We start from the raw sequence: 13,075 nt of genomic DNA, 5'->3' as shown, positions 1-13,075 counted from the left end.
CGAATAGGCCCTCATGGTTAATCGACCCTGAACGCCGGTCCTGACTTCGTCCGCTACCAGACGAGGTCCAGCCGCTCCAGCCCATGGAAGTGGAAGCTGTCCTTGACCGGCGGCTCGTGCTTGAGCCGCAGGCCGGGCAGGCGCCGGAACAGAATCGGCAGCGAAAGATTGAGTTCAAGCCGCGCCAGCGGCGCGCCGATGCAGAAGTGCAGGCCGGCGCCGAACGAAACATTGGCGCCCTCGTGGCGGTCCGGGTTGAACGTGTCGGGCGCTGTGAACTTGCGTGGATCGACATTCGCCGCCCCGAGCATCAGACCGATCTTGTCGCCCTTCCTGAGAGCAATGCCGTCCTCCAGTTCGATATCCGACAGTGCATAGCGCTGGAAGATGTGGAGCGGCGCGGCGAAGCGCAGGCATTCTTCCACCGTTCGCGCCGTCGCTTCCTCGCCTGAAAAAAGCGTGGCGGGCGAGAGGCCGGATTGCAGGATGGTGCTGACCGCATTGCCGATCTGGTGAACGGTCGCCTCGTGACCGGCGTTCAGAAGCAGGACCGTCGTCGAGATCAATTCGGCCTCCGAGAGGCGCTCGCCGTCCTTTTCCGAACTGATCATATGGGTAAGCAGGTCGTCTGCCGGCTCGGCTCGTTTTTCGGCGATGATGTCCTTCAGGTATTCGGCGAACTCCGCGGAAGCCTGGTTGGCGTCGAGTTCCGTTTCGAAGGACGGGTTGAAGACATACATTTTCACCATGCGGTGCGACCAGTCGAGAAGGCGAGGGGTCGCCCCGACCGGAATGCCGAGCATGTGGGCAATGATGGTAACGGGGATCGTCTCGGCGTAGGTCTTCAGCAGTTCGACCTCGCCGTCCTTCTCGAAGCCGTCGATTATCGCATGAGACAACGCGTCGATGTCCGGTCGGAGTTGCTCGATCTGCCGCGAGACGAAGGCTCGGTTGACGAGGGTGCGCAGTCGTGTATGGGCCGGAGGCTCCAGTTCGAGCAGCGAGTGTGCCTCCAGCGCGTCGAAGTCGTTGAGGTGCGGTTTCGGCTCGGGCAGGCCGAGTTCCTCGCGCGTCGCTACATGCAGGATCTGACGGCCGAAGCGGCGGTCGCGCAGAAGCGCGTTCACCTGGTCGTAGCCCGCGAAAAACCATTGCTGCGGCTCTTCCCAGAAGAAGGCCGGACAGTGCGCATGGAGCGCGGCATAGGCCGGCAGCGGATTGCGGAAGAAGGCCGGATTGCGGACGTCGAGAGAAACGCGCCGGGCTGGGCCGTCTATGGTGATACCGGTGACTGCGGACATGAAATCGGCTCTTGGAAAGCGGACGGATTGATATTCTAGTCCATCTCTATTGCTCCGCGGGCGGCTGCGGCAAGCGCAATCGATGCTGCATGAGCCGAAACGAACAAGATCCGTAATGTCGACTTTTTCAGTGGCAATGATCGGCCTCATTGAGCATGATGCGGCAGCAGCAGGGAGCGGCATGGTAAAAGCGCAGGGCAGTTTTTCCGCGGGCATCATGGCCGCGATCCGAAAACGGCGGCCGACCGTGGTCAATCGCGACGCGGCCGTGAGCCGCGGCGATATCGTGATCGCCTCCTACAACATCCACAAATGCGTGGGCACCGACGGCCGCTTCGATCCGGGCCGCATCGCTCAGGTCATCGGCGAGATCGGCGCGGATATCGTCGCCCTCCAGGAGGCCGATCAGCGGTTTGGCGAACGCGCCGGGCTCTTGGATCTCGAGCATCTGCGACGTGAGGCCCATCTCGTTTCGGTGCCGATCTCTCCGTTCTCGGAAAAAGGGCACGGGTGGCACGGCAATGTCCTCTTGTTGAGGGAAGGCGCGGTTTCGGACGTTCGGCAGTTGAAACTCCCGGGCGTCGAGCCGCGCGGCGCGCTGGTCGTCGATCTCGACCTGAAGGTCGGGCCGCTCCGCGTGATCGCCGCCCATCTCGGCCTGTTGCGCCACTCCCGGGCGCGGCAGGCGGAGACCATTCTGCGGGTGGCGGCCGATGGCGCCAGCCGGCCGACGCTGCTCATCGGCGACCTCAACGAGTGGCGCATGGGCAGGCGTTCTTCGCTGAGCTTCCTCAGTCCGCTCTTCGATCCGACCCATGCGACGGTTGCGAGCTTTCCGTCGCGCTTTCCGCTGTTTCCGCTCGATCGGGTGCTCGGCAACCCGCATCATCTCGTGACTTCGGTGTCGGTGCATGACACGCCACTCGCACGGGTGGCCTCGGATCATCTTCCGGTCAAGGCGTCGATCGATCTGAAGGCCGCTCTGCAGGAAGGCGACGCCGATGACCGCGCAGGGCTGATTGATCTGGAGTCGGCGTGAAGGCCCGTCTGCGCAGCCCCTTAAATCGGGACCGATTTTCAAGTAGAATCGCTCATCAATTCAAGGCTTTAAAGGGGCAACGGCGCGTCTGAGGACGTAGCCGATGCTGTGGACGGCGTGCATGTTCTTCTGGATTGCGCTTTTTCTTACCGTTCTCCTCGTCTTTGTCGTTGCGGCGACATTATATGTCTACGGCGTCTTCGGGCGCCGTCCGCAGGCGCCGCCATCCTTTGCCCTGTCTCTCACCGGGGCGCCGACCCGGATCGACCAAAACGTTGCGTCGCTCCTGGCCGCCAACCCCGGCCAGTGCGCTGTCGCCCTGATTTCGGACAACATCGAGGCATTTGTCGCGCGCGCCTATTCGGCGCGCTCGGCCGGCCGCAGCCTTGACCTGCAATATTATTATTGGAAGGACGAACTGACGGGTTTTCTTCTGACCCGCGAACTCATCCAGGCGGCCGACCGTGGCGTGCGTGTGCGGCTGCTGCTCGACGACATCAATGCCGGCATCCACGACCGGCTATGCATCGCGCTTGATGCGCATCCGAATGTCGACGTGCGCCTCTTCAATCCCAGCCGGGCGCGGACCGACCGCTTCCGGCGCGGCTTCGAAATGGCGGTGCGCGCCGTGAGCGCCACGCGGCGCATGCACAACAAACTGTGGATCGCCGACGGTCGGGTGGCCATTGCCGGCGGCCGCAATATCGGCGACGCCTATTTCGATGCCGCCGAACTGTCGAACTTCCGCGACCTGGATGTCTGGATGACTGGGCCGGTGGTCGATCAGGCCACGGCCATGTTCGACCAATACTGGAACAGCGCATCCGTGCTGCCGATCGCGGCGCTCAGGACCCCGCGCAAGCACTACCTGCCGGCGCTCCGCGAAACACTCGACAACCTGGCACGCACCGCGGCGGCGCGCTTCTATCTGGAAAGGGTGAGTGACGCTGAGGCCGCAGCGCATCCTTATTGGGGCAGCCGCAGGCTTCACCGCAGCGCCGGCGTTCGCCTTGCCTTCGATCCGCCGGAAAAGGCGCTGTTGCAGAAGCGGCAGAACTGGTTGCTGCGCGAGCTTTTTCCGCTGATCAACGGCGCCGAGCGCGACCTGCGCATCATGTCGCCCTATTTCATACCGGGCGCCGAGGGAACACGCCAACTGACGGCGCTGGCGAAAAGGGGCGTGCGGGTGGCGGTGCTGACGAATTCGCTCGCCGCGACGGACGTCGCGGCCGTGCATGGCGGCTACATGAAATACCGCAAGGGTCTCCTCCAGGGCGGCGTCGATCTCTACGAACTCAAGGAATACGGCGATGTGGTCGACCGCCATCGCATGTCGCTGTTCGGCGCCCGCAACGCCAGCCTGCACACCAAGGCCTTCGTCGTCGACGGCAAATCCGGCTATGTGGGATCGATGAACTTCGATCCGCGTTCCGCCTCCCTCAACACTGAGATGGGGGTCATTTTTTCCGACGAGGCGCTGGCTGCCGAGCTCCAGTCGATCTTCGACGAGGAGACGCTGCCGGAGAGGAGTTATCGGCTGGCGCTCGAGGGAGGAAAGCTCGTCTGGCGCGATCGGGCGAATGGAGCGATACGGCTGCTCGGACGCGAGCCGGATGTGGGCGCCCATCGCCGGCTGATTGCCGGGGCGATCCGCTTTCTGCCGTTGGAATCGCAACTCTGATAGGAGGGGCTGCCGGGTTTACGGATCGTTTACCGCGACTTCGCCAATGCCTGTGTGCAAGGTCGCAATGGCGGCGCCATCGGGCCGCAGCCTTGCAAGAATGTTCTATCGGCAGGGTGCTGCGGTCGATGAAAAACGTTGGCCCGCAGCGCCGCGACCATTAAGCTTATCGAATGTTCGCGACTTGAAGTGAAGGGCATTGACACTCTATGTAAGGACTGAGGCTTATCCGATGATTCCCGGTCCGCGAAGGGATTGCGGGCCTGACTATGAAGGTTCGATATGAGAAATCCAGTTGATACGGCCATGGCGCTGGTGCCGATGGTTGTTGAGCAGACCAACCGCGGCGAACGGTCCTACGACATCTATTCGCGGCTGCTCAAGGAGCGCATCATCTTCCTTACGGGGCCCGTCGAAGATCACATGGCGACGCTCGTCTGCGCGCAGCTGCTCTTCCTGGAAGCGGAGAACCCGAAGAAGGAAATCGCCCTCTACATCAACTCGCCGGGCGGCGTCGTGACGGCTGGCATGGCGATCTACGACACCATGCAGTTCATCAAGCCGGCAGTCTCGACGCTTTGCATCGGCCAGGCAGCGTCGATGGGCTCGCTGCTGCTGGCCGCGGGCCACAAGGACATGCGCTTTGCGACGCCCAACGCGCGCATCATGGTGCATCAGCCCTCCGGCGGCTTCCAGGGGCAGGCCTCCGACATCGAGCGGCATGCCAGAGACATTCTCAAGATGAAGCGCCGCCTGAACGAAGTATATGTGAAGCATTGCGGCCGCACCTACGAGGAAGTCGACCAGACGCTCGATCGCGACCATTTCATGAGTGCCGACGAGGCGCTCGATTGGGGCCTGATCGATAAAGTGATCACTTCGCGCGAAGCTGCCGAGGGCGGTGAACGCGGTTGACATCGGGCTTTGTGTCGCCGCTGATGCGATTGTGACACATTTGTAACGGCTGAGGGCTTTATCGGAAGGGCAAAGCCGTTAATATGAACCGTTAATGCTATGCTGGTGTTTAGGGTATAGCGTTCGGATTTGACGGGAGAGTCGTTGCAACCGCAATCAGGCGTTATCGGCCTGAGGCGGGGAGTACTCCCAGGAAGCCTGCGCGGCGCCTTTAGCGCGCGCAAGGCGAATTGACTGGTCCGTGATATCTTTCCGAAGGTGTCCGGCGTGCTGGAAGGAAGTGAAAATGAGCAAGGTCAGCGGTAGCAACGGCGGTGACTCGAAGAATACCCTCTATTGTTCGTTTTGCGGCAAGAGCCAGCACGAAGTGCGCAAGCTGATTGCCGGCCCCACCGTGTTCATCTGCGATGAATGCGTGGAACTCTGCATGGACATCATCCGGGAAGAGAACAAGACCTCGATGGTCAAATCCCGCGATGGCGTTCCCACCCCGCAGGAAATCATCAAGGTTCTCGACGAATACGTCATCGGCCAGCAGCAGGCCAAGCGCATCCTGTCCGTCGCCGTGCACAACCACTACAAGCGCCTTGCGCATGCGGCAAAGAGCAGCGACGTGGAACTCGCCAAGTCGAACATCATGCTCGTCGGACCGACCGGCTGCGGCAAGACCTATCTGGCACAGACGCTCGCCCGCATCATCGACGTCCCCTTCACCATGGCCGACGCAACGACGCTGACGGAAGCGGGTTATGTCGGCGAGGACGTCGAAAACATCATCCTGAAGCTGCTTCAGGCCGCCGACTACAATGTCGAGCGCGCGCAGCGCGGTATCGTCTACATCGACGAGGTCGACAAGATTTCGCGCAAGTCGGACAATCCGTCGATCACGCGCGACGTTTCGGGCGAAGGCGTGCAGCAGGCGCTTCTGAAGATCATGGAAGGCACCGTGGCCTCCGTCCCGCCGCAAGGCGGCCGCAAGCATCCGCAGCAGGAATTCCTGCAGGTGGATACCACGAACATCCTCTTCATCTGCGGCGGCGCCTTCGCGGGTCTCGACAAGATCATCTCCGCCCGCGGCGAAAAGACCTCGATCGGCTTCGGTGCGACGGTTCGCGCGCCGGAGGACCGCCGGGTCGGCGAAGTGCTGCGCGACCTCGAGCCGGAAGACCTGGTCAAGTTCGGCCTCATCCCGGAATTCATCGGCCGTCTGCCGGTTCTCGCGACGCTCGAGGATCTCGACGAGGATGCACTGATCCAGATTCTTTCGGAGCCGAAGAACGCGCTCGTCAAGCAGTACCAGCGGCTGTTCGAGATGGAAGACGTGGAGCTGACCTTCCACGAGGACGCGCTCCGCGAAATCGCCCGGAGAGCCATCGTGCGCAAGACGGGCGCCCGCGGCCTGCGTTCGATCATGGAGAAGATCCTGCTCGACACCATGTTCGAACTGCCGACGCTCGAGGGCGTTCGCGAGGTGGTCATCTCGGACGAAGTGGTCAAGGGAACGGCCCGGCCGCTCTATATCTACTCGGATCGCTCCGAGGAAAAGACCAACGTCTCGGCTTGACCGCCGAGCACTCCGCCATGCAGACAGAGCCCGCCCGAGTGCGGGCTTTTTCGTGCGTGCCGGCAAGCTTTGCTGCTCGCGAAGATGTGAAGCCGCCGTCCCGGCCATTCCCCGTCCGCGGCGTTCATGATCTCCGGTCAAGGCCTGCGCAATTTGCCCCAAAATGATTGGGGTCAATCGAATAGAATATTGCGAATGCTCCACAACAACGCGATGATACGACGATTCAAAGGAACGCGTTTGGGCGCCGGCGTCGGGGAGCCAGGTAAGGCCGGCATCAGCCTCTCAGCGTAGAAAGCAAGAATTGTCCACGGAGGCGGAGATTGCGCCCGGCCTTGAAATGGCCCCTGTTGCACTCCACTTTCGTGAAGGAAATTTGACAGCCGGGAGTGCCGCTGAGGCTCCCGGGAACGGGCCCGAAATCGGGACGGAAAGGAAAAGACATGACGAACAAAACGTCTCCGGCCGAAAGCGCGACCTATCCGGTTCTGCCGTTGCGCGACATTGTGGTCTTCCCGCACATGATCGTGCCGCTTTTCGTCGGCCGCGAGAAGTCCATCCGCGCGCTCGAAGAGGTCATGGGCACCGACAAGCAGATCATGCTGGCGACCCAGATAAATGCGACGGATGACGATCCGGAAGCTTCCGCGATCTACCGCGTCGGAACGATCGCCAACGTGCTGCAACTCCTGAAGCTCCCCGATGGCACCGTGAAGGTTCTCGTCGAGGGGCGCGCCCGGGCGGAGATCGACCGCTACACCTCGCGCGACGACTTCTACGAAGCGGTTGCCCATGTGCTGCGCGAGCCGGAAGAGGATCCGGTCGAGATCGAGGCGCTGAGCCGCTCGGTCGTTTCTGAATTCGAAAGCTACGTGAAGCTGAACAAGAAGATCTCTCCGGAAGTCGTCGGCGTCGCCAGCCAGATCGACGACTATTCCAAGCTCGCCGACACGGTCGCTTCGCACCTGTCGATCAAGATCGTCGAGAAGCAGGAAATGCTCGAGACGACCAGCGTGAAGATGCGCCTGGAAAAGGCGCTCGGCTTCATGGAAGGCGAGATTTCGGTTCTGCAAGTCGAAAAGCGCATCCGTTCGCGCGTCAAGCGCCAAATGGAGAAGACTCAGCGCGAGTACTACCTCAACGAACAGATGAAGGCGATCCAGAAGGAGCTCGGCGACAGCGAGGACGGCCGCGACGAGATGGCCGAGATCGAGGAGCGCATCGCCAAGACGAAGCTCTCCAAGGAAGCGCGCGAGAAGGCCGATGCGGAGCTGAAGAAGCTGCGCCAGATGAGCCCGATGTCGGCGGAAGCGACGGTCGTGCGCAACTACCTCGATTGGCTGCTGGGCCTGCCCTGGGGCAAGAAGTCGAAGATCAAGACGGATCTCAATCACGCCGAGAAGGTGCTCGACGCCGATCACTTCGGTCTCGACAAGGTCAAGGAGCGTATCGTCGAGTATCTCGCCGTCCAGGCCCGTTCCTCGAAGATCAAGGGCCCGATCCTGTGCCTCGTCGGCCCTCCGGGCGTCGGCAAGACCTCGCTCGCCAAGTCGATCGCCAAGGCGACCGGCCGCGAATATATCCGCATGGCACTCGGCGGCGTCCGCGACGAGGCTGAGATCCGTGGCCACCGCCGCACCTATATCGGCTCCATGCCCGGCAAGGTCGTGCAGTCGATGAAGAAGGCCAAGCGATCCAACCCGCTCTTCCTGCTCGACGAGATCGACAAGATGGGCCAGGACTTCCGTGGCGATCCGTCTTCGGCGCTTCTGGAAGTGCTCGATCCGGAACAGAACTCGACCTTCATGGATCACTATCTCGAGGTTGAATACGACCTCTCGAACGTGATGTTCATCACCACGGCGAACACGCTGAACATTCCGGCACCGCTGATGGACCGCATGGAAGTCATCCGCATCGCCGGCTACACGGAAGAGGAAAAGCTGGAGATCGCCAAGCGGCACCTGCTGCCGAAGGCGATCCGCGACCATGCGCTGCAGCCGAACGAGTTCTCGGTGACCGACGGCGCCCTGATGGCGGTGATCCAGACCTACACGCGCGAGGCGGGCGTTCGCAATTTCGAGCGCGAGCTGATGAAGCTGGCGCGCAAGGCGGTGACCGAGATCCTCAAGGGCAAGACCAAGAAGGTCGAGGTTACGGCCGACAACGTTCACGACTACCTCGGCGTGCCGCGCTTCCGCCATGGCGAAGCCGAGCGCGACCACCAGGTGGGCGTTGTCACGGGTCTCGCCTGGACCGAGGTCGGCGGCGAACTGCTGACGATCGAAGGCGTGATGATGCCGGGCAAGGGCCGCATGACGGTCACCGGCAACCTGCGCGACGTCATGAAGGAATCGATTTCCGCGGCGGCCTCCTATGTCCGTTCGCGTGCGATCGATTTCGGCATCGAGCCGCCGCTCTTCGACAAGCGCGACATCCACGTACACGTGCCGGAAGGCGCGACGCCCAAGGACGGTCCGTCCGCCGGTGTCGCCATGGCGACGGCGATCGTCTCGGTGATGACCGGCATTCCGATCTCCAAGGATGTTGCGATGACCGGCGAGATCACCCTGCGTGGTCGCGTCCTGCCGATCGGCGGCTTGAAGGAGAAGCTGTTGGCGGCGCTGCGTGGCGGCATCAAGAAGGTGCTGATCCCCGAAGAGAACGCCAAGGATCTCGCCGAGATCCCGGATAACGTGAAGAACAACCTCGAAATCATCCCGGTTTCGCGGATGGGCGAGGTGCTCGAACACGCATTGATGCGGCGTCCCGAGCCGATCGAATGGGATCCGGCAAGCCAGGCCGGCACCATTTCGCCGGTTGATTCGCAGGACGAAGCGGGTGCCTCGATCGCCCATTGACGGTGCATGAAGAGGGCCGGGACTGTGTCCCGGTTGCGCCCTTCGCTCCGAAAAACCGAAAAGACCGGCCATTTGCCGGTCTTTTTTGTTGTAAAAGCACCCTCTAAGCCTTGCATTTCAAGGGATTCGGCGCAATTGGGAATGGCAAGACGTGGGTATGCGCCAGCGGCCCCGGCTTAAGAAGACAGTCGTTTCGAACCAGTATGAAAGGGGTGGAAACATGAACAAAAATGAGCTCGTGGCTGCCGTTGCCGAGAAGGCCGGACTTTCCAAAGCTGATGCGTCTTCTGCTGTTGATGCAGTGTTTGAGACCATTCAGGGCGAACTGAAGAGCGGTGGCGACATCCGCCTCGTCGGCTTCGGCAACTTCTCCGTGACCCGCCGCGAAGCGAGCAAGGGCCGCAACCCGTCGACGGGCGCGGAAGTTGACATCCCGGCGCGCAACGTGCCGAAGTTCACGGCCGGCAAGGGCCTGAAGGACGCCGTCAACTAATCGGACGCGTTGGGGTCCGCGAGGACTTCAACGATGCCCGCACGGCCGCTGCCTGGTGGCGACGCTACAGAGGCCGGAAATAGTTCATGTTCCATCTGCCGCGCTCCTCGCAGATCGTCGGCAGGTTGATTGGGGCCCGGTCGATCCGGGCCTCTTTTCATTTCAACCCCCGCTGTCATAGGGCTGTTACAGGATGGTTGCACAAGCCTCCCATCCGGAAGGTGGCGAGTACCGATTCCGGATGCACCGCGGTGTGAGAATGCCTGATCCCCGGGCGCGCGCCGCGACAGGAGGGACGAATGAGGGCTTTTTCCATAACCGCTGCATTGGCCACGGTGCTCGCCGCATCGACGGCGCCCGCCGCTCAGGCCGAACAGGTCTTCAACCGCATTGCATCCTTTGCCGTCGCCGGCAACCACCCCGAAGGTGCCGACCGAGAAGCGCCGACGTCGGCGGAAATCATTAGCGCCAGCGAGGACGGCAAGACGCTCGTCTATACGGACAGCCCCGGCAAGCGCATCGGCTTCATCGACATCACCGACGCGCGCACGCCGAAGGCCGGCGGCGTCGTGTCCTTCGAGGGCGAACCGACCTCGGTGGCGGTCGCCGGAGCGAAGGCGCTGGTCGCCGTCAACACGCGCGAAAGTTTCACCAAGCCCTCCGGCCTTCTTGCCGTCGTCGATGTCACGACGAAAAAGGTCGAAGGCACTTGCGATCTCGGCGGCCAGCCGGATTCCGTCGCGGTCAACAAGGACCGGACGCTTGCCGCAATCGCAATCGAGAACGAGCGCGACGAGGACGTCAATGACGGGCAGGTCCCGCAGCTGCCGGCCGGCGATCTGGTGATCCTGTCGCTGAAGGATGGCGCCGCCGATTGCGCGACAATCAAGCATGTGGCGCTCACCGGTCTGGCTGACATCGCTGGAGCGGATCCGGAACCGGAGTTCGTCGCCTTCAACGGCAAGGGCGAGATTGCGCTGACGTTGCAGGAAAACAACCACATCGTCGTCATCGACGGAAAGTCGGCGACGGTGAAGTCGCATTTCTCCGCCGGCACGGTGGATCTCAAGAACGTCGATACCAAGCGCGACGGTGCCATCGCCTTTACTGGTGAACAGGCCGACCGCAAGCGCGAACCGGATGCCGTGAAGTGGCTCGACGACAACCGTCTTATCGTCGCCAACGAAGGCGACTACGAAGGGGGCTCCCGAGGCTTTACGATCTTCGACGCGACCGGCAAGGTCTTGTTCGAGTCCGGCGCAAGCCTCGAGCACGCGATCGCTCGGATCGGCCATTATCCGGAGAAGCGTTCGTCTGCGAAGGGCATCGAGCCCGAAGGTCTGGAATTGGCGCAATACGGCGACGACAAGCTCTTCTTCGTGCTCTTGGAGCGCGCCTCAATCGTCGGCGTTTACAGGGACACCGGCACTGAACCGGAACTGCTCCAGCTTCTGCCCTCCGGCATCTCGCCCGAAGGCGCGGTCGCCATTCCCGGCCGCAATCTGTTGGCGACCGCCAACGAGGTCGATCTCGTCGAGGACGGCGGTGCGCGTGCGCATGTGATGATCTACGAACGTGGGGAAGGGGAGGCCGCCTACCCGCAGATTCGCTCGGCGGAAAAGGACGGTCTGCCGATCGGCTTCGGCGCGCTTTCCGGCCTTGCGGCGATTGCCGAGAAGCCGGGCTTCCTGCGGGCGGTGAACGATTCCGTCCTTTCGTCGCAGCCGACGATCTTCACGATCGATGCGACGCAGAAGCCTGCGCTGATCACGGAGGCGCTGCCGATTACCCGCGATGGCGCTCCGGCCCAGAAGCTCGACATCGAAGGCATCGCCCATGACGGCGAAGGCGGATTCTGGCTGGCGTCCGAAGGCAATTTGGACAAGCTTTACAGCCATGCACTCTTTCACGTGAACAAGAAGGGTGAAATCAAGCAGGAGATCGCTCTTCCGGCAGAACTCGTCGCCAACGAAATTCGTTACGGATTTGAAGGGATCACGGCGGTTGGCGAAGGGGACGACCTTACGCTCTGGATGGCAGTTCAGCGCGAGTGGAAGGACGACGAGAAGGGCTTCGTCAAGCTCGTCTCCTACAAGCCCGCGACGGAAGAGTGGGGCGCGGTGCGCTATCCGCTCGACAAGTCCGAGGAAGGATGGGTCGGCCTTTCGGAGATCTCCGTCCATGGCAGCCACGCCTATCTCATCGAGCGCGACAATCTGGTCGGCGAAGCGGCGAAGCTCAAGAAGCTCTACCGCGTCGCGCTTGCCGATCTGAAGCCTGCCGCGCTCGGCGGCGAACTGCCGGTCGTCAAGAAGGAAGAGGTGCGCGATCTCATTCCCGAGCTGAAATCGCTGAACGGCTATGTGGTCGACAAGGTGGAAGGCTTCACGGTCGACGCAGCTGGAAATGGCTACGTCGTCACGGACAATGACGGTATCGACGACTCGTCCGGCGAGACCCTGTTCTTCTCCATTGGCGCTATCGACGCGATGTAAGCGTCGGGCCCGGAGAAAACGGAAGAGGCCGGGACATGACGTCCCGGCCTCTTGTTTTTGATCCCGCGAAGGCCTGAGCTCTGCACGGCCGCTTACCGCACGGCGGCGATGCCAGCCTCTTCCTCTGCTTCCTTGCGTTTGCGGATTTCATCTGTCTTGTCGACGAGCTTGCTGACGATACCGTAGAGCTGATCGAGCTGCTCGTCGTCGAGGGCCGAGAAGATTTCCTCGAGGAGTTGCTTGCGCGGGTGTTCCGCCGCTTGGAGAACAGCCCGACCGGTCTCGGTAATGGAGACGATCTTTGCGCGGCGATCGTCCGGATCCGGCTTGCGCATCACAAGGCGGTCGCGCTCCAGCCCATCGATAGCCTCCGTCACCGTTCTGGGGGCAAAGTTCAACGCGCAGGCAATGTCAGTGGAGCGGCAGGGGCCGAGCTTGCTCAGGAAGAACAGGAACTTGCTTCTGGCGAGCGATACACCTTCCTCGGTCATCGACTCGTTTACCAGGCGATGGACGCGATGGTAGAGTTCGAACAGTTTGTCGGAGACTTCGAATGTCGTCTTCATGAACACCGTTGAAATATTGTGAGGTGCCATGTCAAATGGCAGTCGACCTATATTTAGTTGTGAACGCCGTATTTGTCGACAAAAACCTCCTGATTCTTATGGACAAGGCCTTCTTCAAAAGCAAACTGCCCCGGGTGCTGATGCGGCTCGCTTGGACACG

At 61.8% G+C, this 13,075-nt stretch carries 9 protein-coding genes; 7 read left to right on the top strand and 2 right to left on the bottom strand.

Annotated elements, in window-relative coordinates:
* Nucleotides 1-53 precede the first annotated feature (53 nt).
* Nucleotides 54-1,301 carry a cytochrome P450 gene (locus AU381_RS05635; protein WP_064240791.1) on the bottom strand — a complete coding sequence of 416 codons (1,248 nt, stop codon included), beginning with the start codon at nucleotides 1,299-1,301 and terminating at the stop codon, nucleotides 54-56.
* A 181-nt stretch (nucleotides 1,302-1,482) separates the two neighbouring features.
* On the opposite strand from AU381_RS05635, the gene AU381_RS05630 reads away from it, so the two are divergent.
* The 7 genes from AU381_RS05630 (at nucleotide 1,483) to AU381_RS05600 (ending at nucleotide 12,349) form a co-directional block, all read left to right on the top strand.
* A complete protein-coding gene (locus AU381_RS05630; RefSeq protein ID WP_064241823.1) occupies nucleotides 1,483-2,340 on the top strand; it encodes an endonuclease/exonuclease/phosphatase family protein in 858 nt (285 codons plus the stop codon).
* A 121-nt stretch (nucleotides 2,341-2,461) separates the two neighbouring features.
* Nucleotides 2,462-4,021, top strand: coding sequence for a phospholipase D family protein (locus AU381_RS05625; protein ID WP_064240790.1), 1,560 nt, complete (start codon nucleotides 2,462-2,464; stop codon nucleotides 4,019-4,021).
* A 282-nt stretch (nucleotides 4,022-4,303) separates the two neighbouring features.
* Nucleotides 4,304-4,936, top strand: coding sequence for an ATP-dependent Clp endopeptidase proteolytic subunit ClpP (gene clpP / locus AU381_RS05620; RefSeq protein ID WP_064240789.1), 633 nt, complete (start codon nucleotides 4,304-4,306; stop codon nucleotides 4,934-4,936).
* A 286-nt stretch (nucleotides 4,937-5,222) separates the two neighbouring features.
* Nucleotides 5,223-6,500, top strand: a complete 1,278-nt coding sequence (gene clpX, locus AU381_RS05615; protein WP_018239383.1) for an ATP-dependent Clp protease ATP-binding subunit ClpX — start codon at nucleotides 5,223-5,225, stop codon at nucleotides 6,498-6,500.
* Between the two features lie 443 nt (nucleotides 6,501-6,943).
* Nucleotides 6,944-9,361, top strand: a complete 2,418-nt coding sequence (gene lon, locus AU381_RS05610; protein ID WP_064240788.1) for an endopeptidase La — start codon at nucleotides 6,944-6,946, stop codon at nucleotides 9,359-9,361.
* Nucleotides 9,362-9,581: 220 nt separating this feature from the next.
* Nucleotides 9,582-9,854: a DNA-binding protein HupB gene (gene hupB / locus AU381_RS05605; protein WP_064240787.1), complete on the top strand. Its 273-nt coding sequence runs from the start codon at nucleotides 9,582-9,584 to the stop codon at nucleotides 9,852-9,854.
* Nucleotides 9,855-10,153: 299 nt separating this feature from the next.
* Complete coding sequence (locus AU381_RS05600) at nucleotides 10,154-12,349, top strand: esterase-like activity of phytase family protein (RefSeq protein WP_064240786.1); 2,196 nt, start codon at nucleotides 10,154-10,156, stop codon at nucleotides 12,347-12,349.
* A 92-nt stretch (nucleotides 12,350-12,441) separates the two neighbouring features.
* Here the strand turns inward: AU381_RS05600 and AU381_RS05595 are convergent, their stop codons facing one another.
* Nucleotides 12,442-12,915 (bottom strand): MarR family winged helix-turn-helix transcriptional regulator, encoded by a 474-nt coding sequence (locus tag AU381_RS05595; protein WP_064240785.1) that lies wholly within the window; start codon nucleotides 12,913-12,915, stop codon nucleotides 12,442-12,444.
* Nucleotides 12,916-13,075 lie beyond the last annotated feature (160 nt).

Source organism: Sinorhizobium glycinis (assembly GCF_001651865.1).
In the GTDB taxonomy this organism is placed as follows: domain Bacteria; phylum Pseudomonadota; class Alphaproteobacteria; order Rhizobiales; family Rhizobiaceae; genus Sinorhizobium; species Sinorhizobium glycinis.
Note: the sequence above shows the minus strand (reverse complement) of the source record. Positions and strands in the feature narration are given on the sequence as shown.

Bases quoted from the DNA above. Each gene is read 5' to 3' on its own strand.
- AU381_RS05630 (WP_064241823.1), top strand. From the start codon at position 1,483: ATGGTAAAAGCGCAGGGCAGTTTTTCCGCGGGCATCATGGCCGCGATC.
- clpP (WP_064240789.1), top strand. From the start codon at position 4,304: ATGAGAAATCCAGTTGATACGGCCATGGCGCTGGTGCCGATGGTTGTT.
- hupB (WP_064240787.1), top strand. From the start codon at position 9,582: ATGAACAAAAATGAGCTCGTGGCTGCCGTTGCCGAGAAGGCCGGACTT.
- AU381_RS05600 (WP_064240786.1), top strand. From the start codon at position 10,154: ATGAGGGCTTTTTCCATAACCGCTGCATTGGCCACGGTGCTCGCCGCA.
- lon (WP_064240788.1), top strand. From the start codon at position 6,944: ATGACGAACAAAACGTCTCCGGCCGAAAGCGCGACCTATCCGGTTCTG.
- AU381_RS05625 (WP_064240790.1), top strand. From the start codon at position 2,462: ATGTTCTTCTGGATTGCGCTTTTTCTTACCGTTCTCCTCGTCTTTGTC.
- clpX (WP_018239383.1), top strand. From the start codon at position 5,223: ATGAGCAAGGTCAGCGGTAGCAACGGCGGTGACTCGAAGAATACCCTC.
- AU381_RS05595 (WP_064240785.1), bottom strand. From the start codon at position 12,915: ATGAAGACGACATTCGAAGTCTCCGACAAACTGTTCGAACTCTACCAT.
- AU381_RS05635 (WP_064240791.1), bottom strand. From the start codon at position 1,301: ATGTCCGCAGTCACCGGTATCACCATAGACGGCCCAGCCCGGCGCGTT.